Here is a 21,013-nt window from a genome sequence, read left to right as displayed (position 1 = left end):
TAGTCTTCACTCTTCGAAGGCTTAAAGGCCGCATTCTCCTGGGTGATGACCGCATCACGATAGGACTCGATTGCATTCGAGAGGGCATACAGCTGAACCCCGTCGAGACCATCAGCGTCAGCAAGCAACGCGTGCACAATCCTGCCCAACGCCTGCTGCCCCGACGACAACCCATCATGCAGATTTTTCACCCGCGCCAACGCGGGCACTGCGTCAATATGACTTTCAATATGGAAACCATCCGGCGATAACACCACAACCACCACTTTCTGTATAACTAAAGTCTAAGCCCCACTATACAGGTGTAAAAAAATGCCCGAATCAACCTTATTTTACGTCAAATAGCAGACATAACCCCGTGTAACGATAGGGTGTACCCCAGGTGCCCCTACCAGCGCCCGCAGTTGAAGGCTTCACCTACCAAATGGTAAAGTTAGCTATATGCGAACCAGTCAGCGCTCCGAGATCCTGGAAGCTGCCCTCCGCGTCATGAACGCAGCGGAGGGTGGCGACATTACCCTTGACGCAGTGGCCCACGAGGCCGGGCTCACCAAACCGGGATTGCTATATCACTTCCGCAACCGCGACGTACTGCTCGCCGCGATCGTCGACCACGCTGCGGCCAACGTCGAGAACGACATGACTGCCACCCTTGGCAAGCCCCTCGAGAACGCCAACGCCACCGAGCGGCTCCTGAGCTACGTTCACGTCGCCGCCCACGGGGCCGCCAAGCGCGCCGAGTTCATCATCTGGGGCCAAGCGACGTATCGGCCCGAACTCACCGAACCGTGGACTACGCGGATGGGCCGCTGGCTCGAACTCCCGGACGATCTCGACGCCGCCACCCGAGCCAGGCTGACCACCGCCCGACTCGCCGCCGACGGACTCTGGGGCGCCCAGGCCACAGGTGTGTCCACCCTCCACGGCGCGGATCTCGAAGCCGTCGTCTCCAGCATTCGCTCCCTGATCGAAGGAACAACCCCATGAAGCAGTGGTTCCTGCTCGCTGGCGCCATCACTACCGAAGTGGCGGCGACGCTGTCTCTCAAGGCGGCGCTCAATCACCCATCCTGGTACATCGTGGTTGCTGCCGGATACATCGGCACTTTCGTCTTCCTCACCTTCTGCCTGCGCGAAGGAATGCAGATCGGCGTCGCCTATGGCATCTGGGGAGCCAGCGGGGTCGTGCTCGCCGCCGTGCTATCCGCCGCGATTTTCGGTGAACCTCTGACCGCTGTGATGGGTCTTGGAATGGTTGCGATCATCAGCGGTGTCCTCACCGTCGAACTCGGCTCCCAGAAAGCTCAGCAAACCGCAGCCCAGGAAGCAGGAGTCAACTCATGAGATGGATCTTCCTCGCAGGCGCCATCTTGTCCGAAGTCGTCGCGACCATGTCGCTACGAGCCTCCGACGGTGGCCGGGTGAAGAAATGGTTCATCGGCGTCATCGCGGGGTATCTCGTGGCGTTCGTCGCCTTAAGTCTCGCCTTGGCCGACGGCATGGCCCTTGGCGTCGCCTACGGCATCTGGGCAGCATCCGGCGTAGCTCTCACCGCGATCCTCGCCCGGGTCATCTTCCACGAACCCCTCACCCGAACCATGGCCCTCGGCATCCTCCTCATCGCCGTCGGAGTTCTCACCGTTGAACTCGGCGCCAACTTGGCGAACTGACGCATTTCCGCAGGTAAACCAGGCAGATTGGTGTGCTGCACCACGAGGCGCACAGACAAAGGCTCCCCAATGAGCGCCTGTGGGCCTAGCGTTGTGGATGTGATCACCTGTGTCGTCCACTACACCATCGACCCCGACCAGATCGCAGCCTTTGAACAGTTCGCCCGCGCTTGGATGCGGCATGTCGACGAACACGGCGGCACCCACCACGGGTACTACCTACCCGCGGAAGGTGTGAGTGACCGTGCGGAATCCCTGTTCAGCTTCCCCAGCCTGGCTGCCTACGAGCAGTACCGCACCTTGTTCGGCACCCACTCGGACTTCATCGCCGCTGACCGGATTCGAGACGAGTCCGAGTGCGTCCTGCGGTACGAGCGCACCTTCATGCGGCCGCTCCTACCCCAGGGACACTGAAAGGGACTCCGGCAGCACGCTCGGCACAACCCACAACGCCGCAGGTCAGCGCGTACAGATGGGTGTACCCAGCGGAACACCCGTACCTCGGGAACGGGAGTCAAACCGCGTGAACTGTTTTCCCGTTATCGCTTTTCAGGGCGTACTTCTAGCCACTTGTTATGATCGTCACCGGTGCTTCGGCACCAGGTGCCTCTCATAGAGGCCTTCCTTGCTCGGAGTGTGGTATAGCCCGCACGCTCGTGCTGGTCTATTTATCGCTCTGTTTGGGCGAGGGACAGCTACAGCATTGGAGGTTCGAAATGAAGCTTCATAGGCACAACGGTGGCAAAAGTAAAGACCCCGCCAAAGCCGATTCCTATCGGAATCTCGCAGGCGGAGTCCTACACTTTGTCGCCTCACTAGTGAATGCTGGACTTGGTCTTTTCCTTCACTAGAGGGCAGTAGCCCGAGACCTCGGTTAGTAGCAGCTAACCGGGGTCTTTTTATCCAGACAACACCAACGGTGTTAGACCTAAGAGTAACAGCGCGCGCGGAGATCTTCTACTTGTCTCTGTTCCTTCTTTCCTTCAACTACATAGCGGTAGATAGGTGGGAAAGGCGTTTTTACTACTCCCAAAATAGGTTCAGGCTTTCGATCTTCCCCTCGCCGAGAGCGCTATTCAGGCTCGGCCAAAAGTTCTTCAAGACACTCTCGCTGGTATCTCGTTAGCAATTGCTCAGGCATGTTCAGCACTTGGAGTTTTTAAGTTCTGATGAATCGCTCCCCCCACAAGGTGGACTCTCGCCACTAAGATTGGAGCCTATGAACAGCCCAACTGATATCACTGGTGAAGCTCCAGAGGATGTCCCCGTGCGATCTTTCGACACCTATTGCACGGTTTCGCAGCGGGTCGGTACGGACAAGAATGGCGATGAGGAGATGGTCACGTACGAGCGCTGCAAGCCTGTGCATGTCTTCGCGTCAGGCACCGTTCTTGTGTCTGGTACATACAGCGACAAGGTACTCCACCCCTCGGCGGGAGTAATTCAAATCACCCGTGAAGACGACTCTCCTAGTGATTTAGGTTTTTATGAAGACAAGGAGAACTAGTTCCTCGCTAACTTCCCGTAGCTGGCGAATAAGAGTTCTTGGCGCTGCCGCTCGGTGGTGAGTTTGCGTGGCGCACCGAATGCTTTATCTACTTCTCGGTCAAGCACGTCATGGGCTTTGACTAGTTCAGGGGCCACAGAACCACCATTTGAAGCCTTTGCTTGCGTTACATACCCACGCACTCGCCTCGCCATAGTCTGGCGATCACGCATCGGCGGCATCTCTAAGAGCCAACCCTCACCACTAATTTTCTACACCAGCCCTCTACTTTTCAAGAACCTGTGCAAGAATAGATCCGTTCGACGGAAGCCAAAGAACTTTGTTCTAGGCGGAACCCGGAGAACCCTTGCGTGCTTGCAGTTAAGACTCCTGCCGTAAAGGGCCGGTACGACGTCTTTGCAAGGCGCTCGGAAGACCAGCCCGCAAGGAGCAGAAATGTTCAGAAAATATAGATATATTGGAAAACATCGAAAACAGGGTCGAGAGAAGAAACCGCGCGGAAGCAACGCGAACGGGCTTCTCAAGTCCGGCGCAGCAATAACCACAATTGGAAACCAGGGTTGGGGACTATGGGAGAGATTCCAGAACCTTAATCTTGCAGAGAAAATTGAGGCGCTGCTGTCAGCCTAGCTAAAGACTCTGAACGGTGGTGTGACCTGTGGTGGGTTGCACCACCATTTTTCGTTTCATAGCATTTAAAGGTTTAACCGGCATTATGTGTGTTGCACATAATGCCGGTTTCTAAAGGCGACCTCAGCCAACAACTCGATGGCATTTTCATGTCAAGGCCACTCGAAGCTCGAAGGCTGATCAGTCCAGCGGAATTTGATGCTGACATTGATAGCCAATGTAACCCCAGCTTAGACGTACAAAAAGAGGGATCTGGCCGCAGATAAACGCACGCGCAGTAGGAACGACTAGTTACATACTTAAGTCGCCACAAAAATCCCTTAGGCCTTAAAACAAAAGGAAAGCCCCCAGGAAGCAATCCTGGGGGCTAGTCAGGCGCTGCAATCACCTAACTAAAGACTCTTTGCAGGCTGGGTTCACATCGAAATGTGGTGGTGATAACCCATCCTCGCAGTTTCCCTGAACAATTCTTCTCTCCTTGTTCGTCCTCATTATGCGCCAAGGACAGGTCACTCCGCAACTACATCAGCGCGCACTATCGCTCTACTCATGTTTTCTGTCAGTACCCATTCAAATGAGTACTGACACCCACAGCACAAGGGCGGCGGGCTGGCGTGTGCCAAACATTACTCAACTTCCCCTTGCTTTATTTGAACTGGGGTCTTTATTTATCAGAGGCGGTGAAGACACGAGCACCGCACCAGCTGCACTACCACCAAGGAAGAAACAGCTGAACAATCATAATGAAGCTCTATTACATGCCCACGATTTATGTTTTCCGGACAACCCAAATGCAGCCTTGAAACTTCTACGTTGTTCTGTAGAGAGAATAGGTAGCCCACGTGCTACCGCACGGGGAGCCGTATATTGCTTACGGCGTGTCACCTTTTTCGGCATGAGTTCCACGCTTCACTGTTGCTGAAAAAGAAACGGAACTAGGTAGCTCACGTGCTACCGCACGGGGGAACCGTATATTGCTTACGGCAGGTTACATTTTTTATTCGATCATTCCTGCGTTCCGTAGCGCCCTCAAATGGACGCTCACTGTCTTTCTGGTAATCCCCAATTCTCTTCCGATCTCAGCTCCCGTTGGAGCTTTACCTGTCTGAGCAAGCGACGAAGCATACGCTGAATAAACCTGTGCCCGGGTCTCATTCCCCTGACGTTGGCGCTGTCGATTCGCCTTTTCAAGCTTGTCTCGCTGTGACTGTGCGTATTCGCCGTCTGGGTCTGTTTTCCAGCGTTGTGCGGCTTTCTGTCCACCTCTACGCCCCATTGTTGCCAAAGCCTTACGCTCGGCGCTTGTAGCCCTCCCAGGGGCCACAGAACCACCGTTTGAAGCCTTTGCTTGCGTTACGTACCCACGCACTCGCCTCGCCATGGTCTGGCGATCACGCATCGGCGGCATCTCCGAGAGTCTCCCATCGCTTCCGGCTTCTTGGGCGATGTTGTATCCGTGCTCGTAGGCGTCAATCAGGGCGTTATCGGTTAAGCGCTGGCCTGCTGCGCGTAGCCTGTGCCCGACTTTTAGCGCATGTCGAAACGCCGTCTCGTCGCGTGCTGCGCGTCCTTGGTGAATCCACAGCACGCGCACGCCCTCGATGATGTCAGGGTCATAGCGCTCAACGCTTGTCGCAAGTTCTGCTTCGACGTCGTTTGCAAGCGCTTTGAAGGCTTCTGCTTCTTGTCTGCGTGTTTTCGCTGCTTCGAGGAGTTCACGACCAGAGGAAAACTGCTGTCGTGTCGATCGCTGCTTTGCTTCTTGGCCAGTCAATGCACGTACCTCCCGCAATAAGTCAGCCAAGCGGTATACCCGTTTGTGCTGGCAGTACCAGCGATACGCGGTTGGGTCTTTCCCCTCGTAGAACGGGCTGCGGCTAAAGCGGTGGGAAAAGTGCGGGTCATGGTCCAGCATCTCTCCTAACGCTTTACTCGTTGCTGCCAGCAAGCTCATATGGGGTGATTTCCCTGTTTTATCGGCATACACCGGGTCGATTAACCAGATTGCCTGGGCTTTGCCGGTCAGCGGGTTAATACCAATCCATGAGGGGCCAATCCCGTGGTTAATGAGCTTGGCGAAGTTTTCCCGCACACTCAGCGCAAGACTAGTTGGGTGACCACCTGCTTGTCCTGGTTGATCAATGTCGACGACGAGGACGGCTGCATACTGCTTCGTGGTCAACATGACGTACTGGCAGCTGGCAAACGCTGGCGAGTCAACCCTGTAAAGCCGAGGACGTCGCGCCCCGTCGCTATCCGAGTAGTACGCGCTAGAGAAGTTGCGGTCTTTGCTGGCATGGATCGCACTGCGACCGAGATGCGCTAACAGAGCGTCGCGGTCAGTTGCACCCGCTGGGGTGTCGTCAAGCCAACCCGTATGTACACCGACACCTCGCACATGCTGGCGTGGTGTCGTGCGTTCTGCGTTACGGTTCGATACACTCATAACATCGCTTTCTCCGACGTTGTGGGTCGGTTAAAGCGCTTCACGAGCCGGTTGGAGGCCGGTGGTGAAGCAAGCCTGGAGCAATTGGACCTGTTCCAGGCTTTTCTTTTATTGACGCGTTTAGGCTAACACGCTGGTAAACCGCTACGCGTGCACAACACGATCAACTCTCCCACTTCATCTAGAGGGGCTGCGATACAGGCATCTGCCGGGCGGAAACACCCCTTAAACCCATGAGGAAACAGTCACAACAAAAATACAGGTTTACAGCACCTGTAAACCTGTATTTACGGTTTCTAGCGATGGTCCTTCACGTATTGCCCCAGGTAGGACTCGACAATCTCGCGGATTGTCACGCCTTCGCGCGCCGCAATCATCTTCAATTCAGTGTGTAGATCGCGGTCGACTTCAATGGTCATCTTCTTGACATAGTCGCGATTGGAGGTCTGATGGAACGCTGATCGTGCGGACTTCGTTTCAGTCTTTGCCGTGCCCCTTGTGGTCTTTTTTGCTCCTCGTGGGGCGAGCTGCCCGCTTGCGCGTTGCTTGCTGGTGGTCACCTCATCATCTCCATGAGTTCATCGGCGACGGCGTCATAGCCGTGCATGTCTGGCCCGGGGCAGTAACCAAACGCTAAGTGCATGTCTTCACGCAGAGGGATCTCTGCTTGAAACCTCGGCATCTCTTCGGCATCGAGTGCTTGACGGGCCGCTTCTAACGCACTCGTGCCTTTCCGTGCGAACGTAATCAGGACCGCGTGCGGGGTAGCGCTGACGGCATCGCGCAATTCCCAGATGCGCGAAAGATCGGCAGCTGCCGATCTGGTTGGCATGATGATGAAGTCACTGACTGCGATTGCCGCCTCAATCGCGTTTTCATCACCTGGCGGCACATCAATAAACATGTAGCCTAAAAGACATGCTTGACCAGCGTTTGCCCACCACCTTGACATTGTCTGCCCTCGCACTCATCTTCAGCGGCGCAGGCGTCATTCAGCACAACCCCACTACCCCACTATTCACCGCGCTGATCATTGTCCAAGCACTCAGCCTCATCGTCGCGCCCAACCATCCACGCATCAGCACCACCACCTACATCGCAGCTTTTATTACCGCATTACTAGCCGGCTACTCGACAGGCTTCGAGCTATTCCTCGGTGTCTTTCTTATCACCGCTATCACCGCCACCGGCCACCATATTCTGGCAATCCTAAGCGCCACTACCATCACGCTTGGCGGCTTCTACTCACCCACCAACGCCCGCATCGAATTCGATATCGGCGCTGTGATTATCTTCATCACCATTATCGCCCTGGCTCACCTTCTTGGCTTGTGGATTCACCACACTCACCAACAACACCTGAATTCACAACGCACACAACGCATTCGTCGACAACAGCTCACTAGTCTGCTTCACGACACCATCGCTGCCGATCTGACATCCGCCATCGTCCAACTAGAAAAGCTTGCCATCACCACCCCAGAACGCGCCGCAGAGCTAAAAAACGTCGCCCGCACATCCCGTGATGCTCTTGATAAAACCCGGCAACTTCTCACCACTCTCAACACTCAACCCAACTCTGGCTCTACTCCGAGCTTGCCGACCACGCTCGAGGCTATGTCCAAGCGCCTACACAACCACGGTTTCACTGTCACGACCACCACAGATCTGACCACGCCTGTGACAATGTCGTTGCACAACACCGCCCTAGAACGCGTGCTCAGCGAGACAATCACCAACATCATAAAGCACGCAACACCTCAATCCTTAGTTACCGTCTCAGCAACATCCGATAATCAAGGCGTCACACTCATCATCACCAACGCCTACATCCCAAAGAAGAAGACCTCCGAATCCACACGCCTTGGTTTAACCAGCATGTCGAATACGCTTTACGCTGTGGGAGGGGCACTGAATACACGCAGCAATAACAAAGAATGGGTCACCACCGCCAACATCCCCTTTTGCAGAAACTAGCGGTGGTATAAAACTAGAGGTATGACCACTGCTATCGCATCTACCATTATTGCCACCACACTTGCCCTGACTCCTGCTGTCACCATGCCACCCACCAATCAAGACAGTATTTCTGTGCTCTACAGCATCACTGATTGGTTGAGTTGCTCGAAAAAACCACAACTACCCTGGTGTAAATAGTGGCGACACGCGTTCTTCTCATTGATGATGACCCCACCATCCTCGAGGCGTTTCACGTATATCTCTCGGCTACCGACGACCTAGAGGTGGTGGGAACAGCTACCACAGGCCAACAGGCATTGCAGTGGCTGGAAACCAATAGCAGCGATCTTGTATTGTCCGATGTTCATATACCCGACACTGACGGCATTGAATTACTTCAACACACCCAGCAGTTTCCTCAACCGCCCCTGTTCGTTGCAATGACCGCTTTTGATACTGATGAAACGATGCTAAAGTGCCTTAGCCTTGGTGCAGTTGGCTACATCATCAAAGGTCAGACGCCAGAGTCAATCATCCATTCCCTACGCGATGCCATACATGGAGGGACAGTTCTCTCACCGGACTGCCTTAGTCGGCTTGTTGGGATTAAAACCGATAATAGAAGTCAGAGCGAACTTCATGCACCAAGGGTCACCGGTCGCGAGCAGGCCGTCTTGTCCCTGATCTGCAAGGGTAAAACCAACGAAGAAATTGGCGAATCAATGCATCTGGCAGAGGTCACCATCAGGAAGATAGTCTCGCAGCTCTTTCTTCGCTTCTCCGCCAGAAATCGCGTAGAACTTGCAGTCAAGTACCACTCAATCAAAGACTCCTACCAATAAGGTATTACGTAAGCCCAAACCTTCCGAGGAAGCAGAAGAATCAAGCAGACAGCTGGTCGACAGTCGAATAATCGCCTCTCAGTGGGGGTATCGCATCCGATACGAAAGTAAAGATCTGTTCAAAAGTGAGAACTGGCCTTTTAAATTTAGAGATGTTCATCTCGAACCTCACAGCAGATCGAAGAAGCGAAAAACCTCTTCCTGAAAGGAATTGCTCACGTGAATTTTAAAACGTTTAGCGCAATAGCCGCCACACTAACTTTAGTAGTCCCGCCCGCTGGAGCAGCCACTGCAGAGCCAGCTCTCTCCAGTAGTGGGGCAACACAATCCGAGACCCATCAGCAACCACAACCTCTAGAAAGGGAAATCACTCCAGAACAACTTCAAGCCGCCTACGACGAACTGAAGGATTCTGACCTCCCCCGCAAAAAGACTATTGAAGATGGTCAGCCTGTCGTCATCTTCACTCTCCCAACTGGAGCTGAGTTTGCTCTGCCCGACTTTGACGCCCCACAGCCATACGTCAGTGGCGGCAGTAACGGTTTGTCTGGTTTTTGGCTAGAATTCACCCCCCGCGAACAGGATCTACTGATCGCTGGTGGAGGCTTTGCTCTTGGAACACTCATCTGCGCAGTTCCTGGAGTTGGACAAAGTGCGTGCGTGATAATTGGAGCCATTATCACAGGGGCAAGCTGGGCTATCTCCAGCTACGGAAAGTGTAATAATCGCCTACACGTAGATTTTCGTTGGACTGGATCCGTGAAGGGCGCGAGGTGCACTTAATGACCATCAGTATCAAAGCGATCATCCCCTTCTTTATGGGGGCGTTCTTCTCACTCATGCTAACCGAGAGATACGATTCTTTGATTCTTGGAGTTGGTTTTCTCGCTGTAGTGACCATCGTTTGCTACGTGTCGAATCGCGTAATCACAAAGTCGGACTTGACCAAATCTTAAGCGCCACCGAACAGGTAACCCTCATGCCCACGCAGAGCCCTTCTATTTGGAAGGGCTCTGCGTTTGTTTTATACACGAGTAAAATAAAGCATCGTCCTTCCAATTTTTCTTTTATGGACTCATTTAGTCCAACACGCTGGTAAACCGCTACGCGTGCACAACACGATCAACTCTCCCACTTCATCTAGAGGGGCTGCGATACAGGCAGCGTCATAGCCGTGCATGTCTGGCCCGGGGCAGTAACCAAACGCTAAGTGCATGTCTTCACGCAGAGGGATCTCTGCTTGAAACCTCGGCATCTCTTCGGCATCGAGTGCTTGACGGGCCGCTTCTAACGCACTCGTGCCTTTCCGTGCGAACGTAATCAGGACCGCGTGCGGGGTAGCGCTGACGGCATCGCGCAATTCCCAGATGCGCGAAAGATCGGCAGCTGCCGATCTGGTTGGCATGATGATGAAGTCACTGACTGCGATTGCCGCCTCAATCGCGTTTTCATCACCTGGCGGCACATCAATAAACATGATCTCGTCATCGGCGACAAGTGCAGCTTGACGATCAACGCGCTTCGGGATCGACAACTCAACATCAAACGGCAACGGGTTACCACCATCTTCGGCGCGCTCTGCCCAGTCGAGCGCAGACCCCTGACGGTCAAGGTCGGCAACGGTGACCGCATATCCACGCTGAGCGAACACGGTCGCCAGAAACATCGTTGTGGTGGTTTTTCCCACCCCGCCTTTGGCGTTGATAGTGGTGATAATCATGACCTACCTCCTCTTTTTCAATACAGGTTTACAGGTTACGGGTTTACAGTTTTACAGTATACAGCTTTACAGGTTTACGCACTAGACCCCCTACACCACCCCACCGCCCATGCGCACAGCACGAGCGCTCTACCGCCGGAACGAGTACGCCAAAACCAACATGACGAAGGGCCGCTAAATGGGCTCAAATTTCCGTGAGTCTCAAAATGAGACTCATAGAGTGACCAGGAAAAACAGCCCTTTTCCTTACTCCAAATAGTGATCTGCGTCACTACTTTTTACCGGCTGTTGTGGACCGTTTTCATACGAGGATCGGCGGCCTTGTTGCATGCGCTGCTGCAACGAAATCCGCTCCGACAAGCTCACCGCATCACGCGAACTTCCCACCTGCCCCGTGCGCTCGTGCGCCTTGATCGCCGCCTCAATCCGTGATGCTTCTTGGTGCAACTGCTCAAGCTGTCCGTGATGCTGCAAGGCTTCTTCACGCAACGTGTGCGCCTGCTCGCCGAGCTGGTCAGCCTGCTTCACATTCCGCGCAATGATCACATCGCATTCAGCGATCTCTGCCGCGTACTCATTCGGCTTCAACGTCCGCGCAAACCAACCGCGATTGTCCTGCTTGGCAATCAAGCCTTGGCGCTTGCGCTGCATGCTGCGCACATGCTTCATTCGCTGCTCGCGCTGCTTGACGGTGTGCGCCTCCTGCTCGTCTAACTGGGCTATTGCTTCGCGATGTTCATCGCACATCGTGCGTATCGCTGCAACGCGATTGCGCAGTTCAATGAGCTGGGTATCGTCCGGCGTGCGTGATTGCTGCGGTGCCGTGCGCGCACGGCCTGTGCTCATGCCGAGCTTGTCGATCAGGCCTGTTGCCACGTGCTTTTCCTGCGGTTTCTCCGCAGGCACATCACGCGGTGCGCGCTGGGAGGCGTAGAACGCTTCCAGGCGCTGCAACCGTGCATGCGCTCGCCGCTGCGCGCACTCGCCTATGCGTGTGCCAGCAAATACGTCCGTTTCTGGCGGTGTTGATGCGGCTAGCTTGGCAAGCTCCCAATCCGCTCTCGCGTTGCGGTGGATTGCATACGGGCTTTGATCAGCAGCACTGCGCGTTGCTGACTGCACCAACAGATCACGTGCATACTCGGTCGATTCACGCCGCAACTGCGGTGTATCAGCGCTTCGACCATGGCCCGTATCACTATCGCCAGGCATCGCCTCGGCCATGTACAAGTAGTTGCCCTCGCGTCCTCGCGTCAGTGGGACATATGCCCCGGCTTGATCAATCTGGCCTACAGCAGCAACCACGCGAGCCACATCAACGGTAGCCCCTTGAGACGCATGCCCAGAGGTGGCATATCCAAGCTGGACATATGCACCGACATACTCCGGGTTCAGCGTCACAGTGACGTTAGTTTCATCAAGTCTGCGCACCTGCATGGACCCATCGGCATTGATCTGTTCGACCTGCCAACGCTGCCCATTGCGCACCACATCACCAGCACTGGTGACCAGCTCATAATCGTTGTTGCGCGTCAGAATCGTATCCCCAACATGTGCGAATTGCTCCCCGCTAATCCCGACCGACACCGTGGTGTCTAACGCGCCTCGCTCGGCCATTACAGCCTGTGCGGCAGCGTTGAGTGCCGCCACGTACTCGTTGTTCGAAGCCACCAAGATTGAACGCTTCCCAGCGGAAATATCCTGCTTCCAGCCAGCAAGTGCATCGTCCATCATCGCGGTGACCGACCCCGCATGCAGTCTGCCAGCAGCGGCGTAAAAATCAGCAGCACGTTGCACATTCGGCAGCTGACCTGTGCGAAGCTGTTTCGATGCTTCCCGCTCGTGTGGATCTTTCTGGCGGAAGACCTCGGTGAGCTCCACTGCATCCGGCAGCTCATGGGCCAGCGTGGCGAGCATGCCTCCGCGTGCTTTCACCGCGCCATACTGGTTCGGGTCTCCGACAAACACCACGCGCGAACCTGCGGCCTGCGCGATCTCAAGGATGCGCACCACATCAGGAGTAGCCACCATGCCGGCCTCGTCAACGACAACCACAGTGTCGGTGCCCCAACCAAGTTTTTGCGCTGCCGGCGACGCATCAACGCCATCGACTTGCAGCAACACCCGCGCCACCGTCGAAGCACTATGCGCGACCTGCTCGCCCACCATCACATCGGCAGCTTTACCAGTCGGGGCCAATCCAACGACCTGTCGACCGGCCTGCTCCCACACACGACGAGCTGCTTTCAAGCTCGAAGTTTTTCCGGCACCTGCCGGGGCAACAACCACGCTTGCCAGATACCGCGACTGCACCACCGCGCGCATGGCCTCTGCCTGCGCCTGCGAAAGTTTGCCGTCGACCGGGACAATCGCCGACGCATCAACACCGGCATCGACAACCGACGTCGCAACATCAATACCGCGATCAATTTCAGCGACCACCGCATCAGTTGTAAACCGCTGTGCACCCTCACGCGCCTGATCGTTGACCTCTCGCGCCTTATCCGGTGTCACCGTCCATGTGCTGTCATCGGCAAAAACTTCATCGGCAATCTGCTCGACAACCTCTCGCACCTGCTCCGGTGAAACAGCACCAACCGGCATCATCTCGGCGATCTTCTCGACAACATCAGCGCGCGTAAACGTCGAGCGTTCAGCAACCACCGCAGCTAAAACTTCACGCACATCAGGAAGCACCACACCTACATTGCGCGCTACTCCCGGTCGAAGTGACGCGATAAACCCACTCGCTTTCACCCCCGCCTCGCTCTGCTTCCAGCCCGCTTCAAGCTCTGCAAGCGGCGTATCCAAGTCCTTGCGCTGGCGTGTTTTCTTCTGCGCGACACGCGCCAGCTCGCCGGTCGCCTCTAATCCGTTCGCACTCAACCACGCATCAATTTCACGCGTCCTTGTCGAAAACGCGCGGATCATCTCAGGCGAATCAAGCCCAGCAATCTCCGCGCACCCGTTAACAACCTCACCCCACGAAACACCCAACTCGCGGGAGAGTTCTTCGCGAATCACCGCCTGGTACAGCATCCCGGCGGCACGAGCTTCGTGATACACCCCCTTAGAATCAAGCGTTCGCCACTTCCCATCGCGGCACAATTGCTTGTTCGACAACAGCACATGCGAATGCACATGAGGATCACCCGACCGCGACGTCCGGTGCTCATATTTCACGCCAGAAAGCGCCTCAACCCGATCAATAACCATGCGCGTTTTATCCCGCACATCAGCACGGCGCGTATACCCAGCGTGCTCCGAAAAGTAAGAAAGTGCGCTCTCAACCGCGCGCGCATGCGCCTGATCCACAACCTGTTTCAGCGCTGGATCGTCTGCCACACCCCACAGAATCGACACACTTTTCGGCGCGCAAAACGTCAGATCGAAACCAGGAACCCCGCTTTGTTTCGGCGCGCGCCCGAGCTTTTCACCACTCGGTGCAACCGCTTTATTGAACCAATCTCGCACACGATTGCCGCCAACAACCGCGCCGACTTCGACTCCTAACGCGTCAGAAACTGCGCGCACTTGCGCACTCCTTCGCGCCATAATCCACGCCGTCGCGGGCTTCGTTCCGTCCTCCGAGTAGTACGCATCGGGACCACTCGAACGCTCCTCTTCGGTCGAAACAGTGGACTCGTAATAGGCCACAGACTCACCGTGCAGCTTCGCAATCGTGAGCATCTCCGCGGCCTCCTTCCGGTCCAGGTCAAGCGGTGTTTGCGCCCCGCCAGGGGACACTGGCAAGTTTACTGCCATTGTACCAAATAATAAACCCCCTAGGGGTCAAAACAAGGCAAGCGCGGCCAGCGCTGGCCTTGGGGAGGGAAAGGGCAAGGGGAAAATTGAGCAATTTTCACCATGAGCATCGCCAGAATGGCTAGACTATGCGACAGCGATTTGGGGGAAAGCTAGCATCCCTTGAAACGTCAGAAGACCCCTTTGCCCGTTGATGCGTTCCCCGGCCACACCCCCCTTACTACGGGCGAGCGCTCCGCAAAAAGGGGTCTTCGTTTTTACTCAAACTGCTCGATGTAAACATTGTTTACATGTACGCTTCGTTGTAAAAAGTAAAACCGTTTTCCTCACACCGACTGTTCTCGTCCCTATATGTAAACATTGTTTACATATAGGGCTAGGAAGCAACACGGTGTGATGGAGCACGCGCTTAAAGAGGGCAAGGCAAAACCGACAGTCGGTCCTCCAACGGCGTGCCGCCTCACGAGTGGTGACGCCTCGCCGCTAGGGCAAGGCACAAAGAAACAGGTTTACTTCTTTGCCCGCTGCCGCAGGCGCTCTACGAATCCCTCGGCATCTTCGCTTGCTTGCGTCGACTTCTCAAGCACGTCCACAATCGCGCGCTGTTGCTTCCCGTCAAGCGCGTCCCATTCCTCCAAAAGGACAGTGACGATCTTCGCTTGCGCGCGCTCGCCACTGCTCAACGTTGCGTCTTCGGGATCAAATCGAGCCACGCGCGCTTCGGACAACATCTTCTCAATGCTTTGAATCATGCTTGCAATCCTGCCATGACCACCCGATATCGCAGCCCATTTCTGCGAACGCATGTTCCAACAAACGCGCGGCCTTACAGGCGCGGTCTACTGTCTACTCTTTCCGTTCTAAGCTCCGCAAAAAGGATTCTTCGTTTTTACCCAAACCGCTACATGTAAACAATGTTTACATGTACGCTTCGTTGTAAAAAGCGAACCGTGTTTCTCACGCTGGATGTTCGCCTGTCCTACATGTAAACAATGTTTACATGTAGGAGTGGGAAGCAATATGAAACGAAACGAGAAAGGATCGACGATCATGGCAACGAGAAAGCAGAGCGGTGTGATCGGACGCGGGCCGGTTGTCTCTGTACGACTAGAGCACGAACTCGTTGAACGACTCGACGCGCTCGCCGAGCGCACTGGACGCAGTCGCGGGACGTATCTACGCATGGCGCTGTGGGCAATGATTCCAACCCTTGAGCGCATGCACTGGGAGCAAGTCGCGAAAGACTTTGAGTCACTCGCGATCAAAGACGCCTTCGAAGAAATCACGCTCGGGCTGATGGAAGACGCGATTAACGCCGACCGCTACCGCGAAGAGCGGCCAGGTAGCGATGATTCAGGGACAAGAACGCCGTAGGCGTTCGCGTCAGCACCTTTGCGGGACAGGCGGGCGCTGTCGTTCATTATGGGAGCGCTCATGGAGCGCGCGCTTAAAGAGGACAAGGCAAAAACCGACAGCCGCCCCTCCAACGGCGTGCCACCTCACGAGTGGTGACGCCTCGCCGCTAGGGCAAGGCACAAAGCAACAGGTTTACTTCTTTGCTCGCTGCCGCAGGCGCTCTACGAATCCCTCGGCGTCTTCGCTTGCTTGCGTCGACTTCTCAAGCACGTCCGCAATCGCGCGCTGCTGCGTCCCGTCAAGCGCGTCCCATTCCTCCAAAAGGACAGTGACGATCTTCGCTTGCGCACGCTCTCCACTGCTCAACCCTCCACGTAGCCTTGTGTCTTCTTGACTTTCTTCAAAGAAAAGAACCATGGGACAGGGGAGGCAAGGCAGTGCCCTACAAGCGCTACATCGACGACCCGAACTTTCGAGGCAACCTCGAAGCAATCCTAGAACGCCTGGAAGCCCAAGAAACCACGTCTCCACTAGAACTTGGTGCCTCCATCATGCAGGCCTACAGCCAAACCCGATTCAACTACACCTACTCCACTGCCCCTGCCGCCACAGCGCTGGTGTAGTTGTCCACAGAAAACCGCACTGTCGCTATGTTCGATAGCGCCCAGGCCGGCATGTCGGTAGAGGCCTCTACCTTTGAGGCCATGGGCTTTTAGGCAACCTCCTCAACCGCTACACCCCACTTCTACCCCGAGAAATATAGACTTCACCATTGAAAACGCCTTTAATCGCCGACAGGTACACCCTGCGTCCAGCTGCCTGAAACATCGTGACATCGGTCAGCCATAGATGGTTGGCTTGGTTACGGTCAAACCTGCGCGCGACAATATTTGGTGCCACCTGCCCTGGAGTGCCACGGAAAGAGCTATAACGCTTAACCCGAGACTTACACCGTCGACCTGCGGCTTTGAGCAAATGGTAGACAGTCTTCCGGGAGAAGTGGTGGCCTTTATCACGTAGCTCGTAGCGAATACGGCGGTAGCCGTAGACGCCATGGTGGCGGTCAAACTCATCTGCGACAAGTGCCAGACGAGGATCAAGATCTGTGTAGCTGGGATCCTCAAATTTCAGTTGCCAATAATAGTATTGGTTGATCGTGGTAGCTTCGCGATATCAAGCAGGAGAGCCAGCGAATGGCCTTTCTTCAAAGTATGGATGATGCGTGCTTTATCCCGCCCTGAAGCCGTTACCGGCTGTCCTCCAGGGCGGCCAGTGCTTTTATGTAGGCGTTCCCCGCTTCTAGTCGATCAATACGGTGGTGGAGTTGCTGCTCACCGTTTAGTTCCACGCTAGGATTTTGGCGAGTGGGGCGTCCTTTTCGTTTGGAAGCCAAACCTGCAGTTCAGCGCCCGTTGACGGGTCGCTCTTCATTGCTGGTGGCTCGGGGGCGATCGGCACGGTCGCCATCCAACTTGCACGCCAACGCGGATGGCACGTTGCCGCATCCGCGTCGAAACCCAATCACGACTACATGCTTTCGCTCGGCGCGCACAAGGTAGTTGACTACGGCAACCCCCATTGGCGCGAGCAGATCCTGGAGTGGATGCCCAATGGCGTCGACGCTGTCTTGGCGGTGCAACCGGGCACCTCGGCGGAAAGTTTGCCCGTCGTGAAGGACGGTGGAACATTGGTGTCGATCTCCGGAGATGCACACATCTCCGAACGTGGCATACACATGACGGGGTCCCCTATCAAATGGACGTTCTCGATGATTTGGTGCAACTCATGGAGCAGATCGCCGCAGGGGAGATTCATTTGGAGCTTGAGCAGGTTTATCCGTTTGCAGATGCCCTGGCTGCCCTGGCGAAAGTACAGACCCGGAGGGCTCGAGGCAAACTCGTGCTCAGACGAGAGTAAAGCACATGGCCGAGGAACCATGCGGATTCAAGAAGGTGCTGCCTTGCCGAATTCTCAGCCGGTCCGGGTTATTTACAACTCTCTACCCCGTATTTAATTCATGGCTTGCGGGTAAGAGGCGGACGATGTTGAGCCGGAAGGGTTGGCATGTCAGACCGCCCAAGGCACGGGCACTGCTTGGGGCTCGGGACTACAGGGGGAGCATCTTGTACGGATGCTGATGACTTCTTCGAAGACGGGACTTGCTGCCACCGGCTACGGTTTGGCAGCGGCCACAGCGACCAGTTCGGCCGCGACTCCTGTCAATCGTCGAGGTCCTGACCAGACGGCCGTCAGGGGGCGGCTGATCCCTTGACCCTCAAAGGGAACGCGCAACAGGTCCCCGCTCTCGAGCTGGCTACGAAGGGCGAGTTCGCTCAGGACAGCAGGACCCGCCCCGGAAGCAACAGCAACGCGCACCGCGGCGTTGCTGGCAAGCACCTGCATCGGCTCGACAGTGACGACCCCAGCCAACACCTCTTGCAGCGCCTCGCGGGTACCTGAGCCAGGCTCCCTGACAACCAAGGGGGTTTCCGCCAGCTCTTGCAAACCGATCCTGCTCGTACGGTTCGCCCATTCATGGTTGGGAGCGACAACTACCAGCAACTCATCCTCTTGGACGACCCGGGCATTCAACTGCATGGGAACGTTCGGGGTCTCAACGAAACCCAGTTGAAGAATGCCCCTTTGCACTTCTTGGAGAACCTGCGCCGAATTCAGCACCTGCACCTCGATACGGACCGGCGGCAATCGACGTTTCAACTCTGTCAGCCAGACCGGTAGCAGGGTTTCTGCGATGGTCATGCTGGCCCCCACACGAAGTTCCAACGTTTCGTTGCTGCGGCTGGACCGTGACCAATCGTTGAAGCGTTGCCCGGCATCAAGTAGTTCACGGGCTTGAACAGCCAGCAACAACCCCAGTGCCGTCGGTTCCGAACCGCGGGGGCTGCGCTCAAGCAAAGCCGTTTTCATCCCCGTCTCCAGCTCCGCGATGGCTCGGCTTGCGTTGGGCTGCGCCATCCCCACTTTCCGTGCGCCTGCCCCCACGCTGCCTTCGTCCACCACGGCAACGAAGAGTTCCAGTACTTGAAGGTTCGGCCAAGCTTCGCTCATATCAAAATCATATACCTTGATGCGAAATTGCCGTCTAGCGGGCTGACGGGGATCAGTGAAGTATGGAAGTATGTCAACGCAAATACAACAGACAGATCCCATAACAACCCGCCGCGGCTCCTACGCACTGAAAAAATATTCCCCCGGGTTGCTTTTGTGTGCGGTCGCTGTGGCAATCGCGATGACCGTTAACGTCTTCCTTCCCGGTGTCAGCCCACTGATCGTCGCGATCGTGCTCGGCATCGCCCTGACCAACGTGGTTCGCCTACCCGAGTCCACGGCACCGGGACTGACGCTGGCTTCCAAGAAGCTGCTCCGATTGGGAATCGTCTTCCTGGGCCTGCAACTGGTGCTCTCAGACATTGTCTCCCTCGGTGCGCCCATGCTCGTGGTCATCGTGTGCATCGTGGCCGGAGGCATTTCCGGAACCATCCTGATCGGGCGGCTGATGAAGATGCGTTCCGCTCAGGTTCTGCTCATAGCATGTGGTTTCTCTATTTGCGGCGCCGCCGCTGTGGCCGGAGTCGAAGGGGTCACCGACTCAGACGAAGAGGACGTGGTCACCGCCGTGGCCTTGGTGGTCATCTTCGGCACACTCATGATTCTGGCGATTCCCTTGCTCGGCCAGCTGCTGGGCATGGAGCCTGAACTCAACGGCATGTGGGCCGGTGGCTCCATCCACGAGATCGCTCAGGTTGTCGCCGCCGGAGGAATAATCGGCGGCGGGGCGCTGGCTGTCGCCGTCATCGTCAAACTCGCCCGCGTCCTGCTGCTCGCCCCGATCGTCGCGATTTTGAGCATTCGCCAACGCCGGTCAGGAAACGTCAAACCCGATGAAAAGCGTCCTGCGATCGTCCCACTGTTCATCATTGGCTTCCTGGTCATGATCGTGCTCCGTTCCACACTGGACCTGCCCGAGGGCCTCATCCACGCAGGAAGCCTCGCGCAAGCGGCTTTGTTGTCCGCCGCAATGTTTGGACTGGGATGTGGGGTGAAGATCCGCAACCTCATCCGGGTCGGAGCCCGACCCTTCATCCTGGCCGCAGCCTCAACCATTCTCGTCACAGGCATCGCACTTGCAGGCATCGAACTCGTCCACCTCTGATAGGGAACCACATCCTGCAGTCTCCGCCCAAGCTGATACCTCGTCCGCCCACCACATGACCTTTTAGGAAGGAACCTGACTTGACATTTCTCACCGGTCCAGCTCCGATTATCGTCGGCGTCGACAGCTCCGATTCTTCAAGGTGGGGGCGCCCTTTCTCTTTATTCGGTGAACGTTGCCCAGGCGGAGAAAGTACAGGTAAAACCACACGCTAGCGAGACCTGGGGGCGTGCCTTCGCCAGCCCTTGTAAAAGCCGCCCACGAGGGGAAATGTGCGTAAGGCTACCTGTAGGCGTGCCTGGAACCGTAAATGTCCTGCCATATGGCAAGCGCCGTGGGGCGTATATTCACCCGCCCCCATCGCCGCATCTATGCGTTCTTCAACGCCCGGTACACCGTAGGGCGGGTGACTCCGAATTCCCGTGCCAAGGCTGCTTTCGACTCCCCTGCCGAAACGCGCCGCTTAATCTCCGCTACCTGGCCCGGGGTAAGAGCGGGCTTGCGGCCTTTGTACTTGCCGGCCTTTTTCGCCAACGCAATCCCCTCCGCCTGGCGCTCACGAATAATGGCCCGCTCAAACTCCGCAAAGCTGCCGAGGATACCCAGCATTAAATCCGCGCGTGGGTCACTAGTGTCCTTCGAGAAGGATAGGTTCTCGTGCAGGAAAGTAACGCTCACCCCCTTGTCGGTGAGCTCATCAACGAGACCACGCAAATCCGTCAGAGAGCGGGCAAGGCGATCAATCGACGAGACGACGAGCTCGTCACCGTCGCGCACATAGGCCATACACTCCCCCAGCCCAGGACGCTCAGCTTTCGTGCGGCCAGAAATCTTATCCTCAAAGAACCGGTCAATCCTTCCAGACGCGTTGAGTAGCTCTTTCTGACGCTGATTATTCTGCTCCACCGTCGAGACACGGATATACCCCACCCGCTGACCGCGCAT

24 protein-coding genes and 2 pseudogenes are annotated in these 21,013 nt (G+C 56.1%); 14 read left to right on the top strand and 12 right to left on the bottom strand.

Translation table 11 applies throughout. The features are described 5' to 3' along the window. Positions 1-263, bottom strand: a 263-nt coding sequence (locus tag ACXIUA_RS07060; protein ID WP_457976454.1) for a hypothetical protein, incomplete at its 3' end; no start/stop codon positions are given. A gap of 178 nt (positions 264-441) precedes the next feature. Here ACXIUA_RS07060 and ACXIUA_RS07055 point away from each other — a divergent pair. From ACXIUA_RS07055 to ACXIUA_RS07035, 5 genes are all read left to right on the top strand, one after another. Beyond that, the gene (locus tag ACXIUA_RS07055) at positions 442-987 is read left to right on the top strand and encodes a TetR/AcrR family transcriptional regulator (protein WP_034666346.1); all 546 of its coding nucleotides are present in this window, start codon (positions 442-444) and stop codon (positions 985-987) included. Further along, positions 984-1,343, top strand: a complete 360-nt coding sequence (locus ACXIUA_RS07050; RefSeq protein WP_048733039.1) for a DMT family transporter — start codon at positions 984-986, stop codon at positions 1,341-1,343. The genes ACXIUA_RS07055 and ACXIUA_RS07050 overlap by 4 nt, the downstream gene beginning before the upstream one ends. Continuing rightward, positions 1,340-1,669, top strand: coding sequence for a DMT family transporter (locus ACXIUA_RS07045; RefSeq protein ID WP_003849969.1), 330 nt, complete (start codon positions 1,340-1,342; stop codon positions 1,667-1,669). Before ACXIUA_RS07050 ends, ACXIUA_RS07045 begins: the two co-directional genes overlap by 4 nt. A gap of 99 nt (positions 1,670-1,768) precedes the next feature. Next, complete coding sequence (locus ACXIUA_RS07040) at positions 1,769-2,083, top strand: NIPSNAP family protein (protein WP_174232238.1); 315 nt, start codon at positions 1,769-1,771, stop codon at positions 2,081-2,083. A gap of 805 nt (positions 2,084-2,888) precedes the next feature. Continuing rightward, positions 2,889-3,176, top strand: a complete 288-nt coding sequence (locus ACXIUA_RS07035; protein WP_297455212.1) for a hypothetical protein — start codon at positions 2,889-2,891, stop codon at positions 3,174-3,176. Here the strand turns inward: ACXIUA_RS07035 and ACXIUA_RS07030 are convergent. Next, positions 3,173-3,403 (bottom strand): annotated as a pseudogene (locus tag ACXIUA_RS07030) (type IIL restriction-modification enzyme MmeI); the annotation flags it as partial. The gene ACXIUA_RS07035 and the pseudogene ACXIUA_RS07030 sit on opposite strands and share 4 nt — an antisense overlap. A 208-nt stretch (positions 3,404-3,611) precedes the next feature. Here ACXIUA_RS07030 and ACXIUA_RS07025 point away from each other — a divergent pair. After that, positions 3,612-3,806, top strand: coding sequence for a hypothetical protein (locus ACXIUA_RS07025; protein ID WP_457976453.1), 195 nt, complete (start codon positions 3,612-3,614; stop codon positions 3,804-3,806). A gap of 997 nt (positions 3,807-4,803) precedes the next feature. Here ACXIUA_RS07025 and ACXIUA_RS07020 read toward each other — a convergent pair. Beyond that, entirely contained in the window at positions 4,804-5,991 is a 1,188-nt protein-coding gene (locus ACXIUA_RS07020; protein WP_457976452.1) for a replication initiation protein, read from the bottom strand. On the opposite strand from ACXIUA_RS07020, the gene ACXIUA_RS07015 reads away from it, so the two are divergent. Next, entirely contained in the window at positions 5,920-6,132 is a 213-nt protein-coding gene (locus ACXIUA_RS07015; protein WP_457976456.1) for a hypothetical protein, read from the top strand. The genes ACXIUA_RS07020 and ACXIUA_RS07015 overlap by 72 nt on opposite strands. Positions 6,133-6,548: 416 nt before the next feature. On the opposite strand, the gene ACXIUA_RS07010 is transcribed toward ACXIUA_RS07015, so the two are convergent. After that, positions 6,549-6,812 carry a plasmid partition protein ParG gene (locus ACXIUA_RS07010; protein WP_457976451.1) on the bottom strand — a complete coding sequence of 88 codons (264 nt, stop codon included), beginning with the start codon at positions 6,810-6,812 and terminating at the stop codon, positions 6,549-6,551. After that, complete coding sequence (locus ACXIUA_RS07005; RefSeq protein ID WP_457976450.1) at positions 6,809-7,156, bottom strand: hypothetical protein; 348 nt, start codon at positions 7,154-7,156, stop codon at positions 6,809-6,811. Before ACXIUA_RS07005 ends, ACXIUA_RS07010 begins: the two co-directional genes overlap by 4 nt. 14 nt (positions 7,157-7,170) lie before the next feature. On the opposite strand from ACXIUA_RS07005, the gene ACXIUA_RS07000 reads away from it, so the two are divergent. Together ACXIUA_RS07000 and ACXIUA_RS06995 are read left to right on the top strand one after the other, a co-directional pair. Next, entirely contained in the window at positions 7,171-8,229 is a 1,059-nt protein-coding gene (locus ACXIUA_RS07000; RefSeq protein WP_457976449.1) for a histidine kinase, read from the top strand. 179 nt (positions 8,230-8,408) lie between these two features. Further along, positions 8,409-9,053 (top strand): response regulator transcription factor, encoded by a 645-nt coding sequence (locus ACXIUA_RS06995; protein ID WP_457976448.1) that lies wholly within the window; start codon positions 8,409-8,411, stop codon positions 9,051-9,053. Positions 9,054-10,128: 1,075 nt separating this feature from the next. Here the strand turns inward: ACXIUA_RS06995 and ACXIUA_RS06990 are convergent. The 3 genes from ACXIUA_RS06990 to ACXIUA_RS06980 form a co-directional block, all read right to left on the bottom strand. Beyond that, positions 10,129-10,773: a ParA family protein gene (locus ACXIUA_RS06990; RefSeq protein ID WP_457976447.1), complete on the bottom strand. Its 645-nt coding sequence runs from the start codon at positions 10,771-10,773 to the stop codon at positions 10,129-10,131. A 246-nt stretch (positions 10,774-11,019) separates the two neighbouring features. Continuing rightward, the gene (mobF, locus tag ACXIUA_RS06985) at positions 11,020-14,538 is read right to left on the bottom strand and encodes a MobF family relaxase (protein WP_457976446.1); all 3,519 of its coding nucleotides are present in this window, start codon (positions 14,536-14,538) and stop codon (positions 11,020-11,022) included. A 509-nt stretch (positions 14,539-15,047) separates the two neighbouring features. After that, positions 15,048-15,290 carry an antitoxin gene (locus ACXIUA_RS06980; RefSeq protein ID WP_457976445.1) on the bottom strand — a complete coding sequence of 81 codons (243 nt, stop codon included), beginning with the start codon at positions 15,288-15,290 and terminating at the stop codon, positions 15,048-15,050. 268 nt (positions 15,291-15,558) lie between these two features. Between ACXIUA_RS06980 and ACXIUA_RS06975 the strand changes: the two genes are divergently transcribed. Beyond that, positions 15,559-15,912: a ribbon-helix-helix protein, CopG family gene (locus ACXIUA_RS06975; RefSeq protein ID WP_457976444.1), complete on the top strand. Its 354-nt coding sequence runs from the start codon at positions 15,559-15,561 to the stop codon at positions 15,910-15,912. A 174-nt stretch (positions 15,913-16,086) separates the two neighbouring features. Here ACXIUA_RS06975 and ACXIUA_RS06970 read toward each other — a convergent pair whose 3' ends face one another. Beyond that, positions 16,087-16,260 (bottom strand): hypothetical protein, encoded by a 174-nt coding sequence (locus tag ACXIUA_RS06970; RefSeq protein WP_457976443.1) that lies wholly within the window; start codon positions 16,258-16,260, stop codon positions 16,087-16,089. A 71-nt stretch (positions 16,261-16,331) separates the two neighbouring features. On the opposite strand from ACXIUA_RS06970, the gene ACXIUA_RS06965 reads away from it, so the two are divergent. Next, positions 16,332-16,517 carry a hypothetical protein gene (locus ACXIUA_RS06965; RefSeq protein WP_457976442.1) on the top strand — a complete coding sequence of 62 codons (186 nt, stop codon included), beginning with the start codon at positions 16,332-16,334 and terminating at the stop codon, positions 16,515-16,517. A 109-nt stretch (positions 16,518-16,626) separates the two neighbouring features. On the opposite strand, the gene ACXIUA_RS06960 is transcribed toward ACXIUA_RS06965, so the two are convergent. Further along, a complete protein-coding gene (locus ACXIUA_RS06960; protein WP_457976455.1) occupies positions 16,627-16,983 on the bottom strand; it encodes an IS3 family transposase in 357 nt (118 codons plus the stop codon). Positions 16,984-17,251: 268 nt separating this feature from the next. Between ACXIUA_RS06960 and ACXIUA_RS06955 the strand changes: the two are divergent. Together ACXIUA_RS06955 and ACXIUA_RS06950 are read left to right on the top strand one after the other, a co-directional pair. Further along, a pseudogene (locus ACXIUA_RS06955) lies at positions 17,252-17,572 on the top strand (zinc-binding dehydrogenase); the annotation flags it as partial. Between the two features lie 77 nt (positions 17,573-17,649). Next, complete coding sequence (locus ACXIUA_RS06950; RefSeq protein WP_023023751.1) at positions 17,650-17,811, top strand: zinc-binding dehydrogenase; 162 nt, start codon at positions 17,650-17,652, stop codon at positions 17,809-17,811. Between the two features lie 255 nt (positions 17,812-18,066). Here the strand turns inward: ACXIUA_RS06950 and ACXIUA_RS06945 are convergent, their stop codons facing one another. Further along, complete coding sequence (locus ACXIUA_RS06945) at positions 18,067-18,963, bottom strand: LysR family transcriptional regulator (protein WP_457976441.1); 897 nt, start codon at positions 18,961-18,963, stop codon at positions 18,067-18,069. 70 nt (positions 18,964-19,033) lie between these two features. Between ACXIUA_RS06945 and ACXIUA_RS06940 the strand changes: the two genes are divergently transcribed. After that, on the top strand, positions 19,034-20,068 hold the full coding sequence (locus ACXIUA_RS06940) for a YeiH family protein (RefSeq protein ID WP_457976440.1): 1,035 nt from the start codon (positions 19,034-19,036) through the stop codon (positions 20,066-20,068). Between the two features lie 369 nt (positions 20,069-20,437). Here ACXIUA_RS06940 and ACXIUA_RS06935 read toward each other — a convergent pair whose 3' ends face one another. Then, the gene (locus tag ACXIUA_RS06935) at positions 20,438-21,013 is read right to left on the bottom strand and encodes a recombinase family protein (RefSeq protein ID WP_457976439.1); all 576 of its coding nucleotides are present in this window, start codon (positions 21,011-21,013) and stop codon (positions 20,438-20,440) included.

The sequence above is a fragment of the Corynebacterium sp. UMB8791 genome (genome assembly GCF_054166365.1).
The sequence above is the reverse complement of the archived record's forward strand: the minus strand, read 5'-3'. Positions and strand labels throughout refer to the sequence as shown.

Coding starts and splice junctions, on each gene's coding strand:
- ACXIUA_RS07055 (WP_034666346.1), top strand. CDS start 442: ATGCGAACCAGTCAGCGCTCCGAGATCCTGGAAGCTGCCCTCCGCGTC.
- ACXIUA_RS07035 (WP_297455212.1), top strand. CDS start 2,889: ATGAACAGCCCAACTGATATCACTGGTGAAGCTCCAGAGGATGTCCCC.
- ACXIUA_RS06980 (WP_457976445.1), bottom strand. CDS start 15,290: ATGATTCAAAGCATTGAGAAGATGTTGTCCGAAGCGCGCGTGGCTCGA.
- mobF (WP_457976446.1), bottom strand. CDS start 14,538: ATGGCAGTAAACTTGCCAGTGTCCCCTGGCGGGGCGCAAACACCGCTT.
- ACXIUA_RS07050 (WP_048733039.1), top strand. CDS start 984: ATGAAGCAGTGGTTCCTGCTCGCTGGCGCCATCACTACCGAAGTGGCG.
- ACXIUA_RS06990 (WP_457976447.1), bottom strand. CDS start 10,773: ATGATTATCACCACTATCAACGCCAAAGGCGGGGTGGGAAAAACCACC.
- ACXIUA_RS06945 (WP_457976441.1), bottom strand. CDS start 18,963: ATGAGCGAAGCTTGGCCGAACCTTCAAGTACTGGAACTCTTCGTTGCC.
- ACXIUA_RS07020 (WP_457976452.1), bottom strand. CDS start 5,991: ATGTTGACCACGAAGCAGTATGCAGCCGTCCTCGTCGTCGACATTGAT.
- ACXIUA_RS07005 (WP_457976450.1), bottom strand. CDS start 7,156: ATGTTTATTGATGTGCCGCCAGGTGATGAAAACGCGATTGAGGCGGCA.
- ACXIUA_RS06935 (WP_457976439.1), bottom strand. CDS start 21,013: ATGCGCGGTCAGCGGGTGGGGTATATCCGTGTCTCGACGGTGGAGCAG.
- ACXIUA_RS06975 (WP_457976444.1), top strand. CDS start 15,559: ATGAAACGAAACGAGAAAGGATCGACGATCATGGCAACGAGAAAGCAG.
- ACXIUA_RS07025 (WP_457976453.1), top strand. CDS start 3,612: ATGTTCAGAAAATATAGATATATTGGAAAACATCGAAAACAGGGTCGA.
- ACXIUA_RS06940 (WP_457976440.1), top strand. CDS start 19,034: ATGTCAACGCAAATACAACAGACAGATCCCATAACAACCCGCCGCGGC.
- ACXIUA_RS06950 (WP_023023751.1), top strand. CDS start 17,650: ATGGACGTTCTCGATGATTTGGTGCAACTCATGGAGCAGATCGCCGCA.
- ACXIUA_RS07045 (WP_003849969.1), top strand. CDS start 1,340: ATGAGATGGATCTTCCTCGCAGGCGCCATCTTGTCCGAAGTCGTCGCG.
- ACXIUA_RS07000 (WP_457976449.1), top strand. CDS start 7,171: ATGCTTGACCAGCGTTTGCCCACCACCTTGACATTGTCTGCCCTCGCA.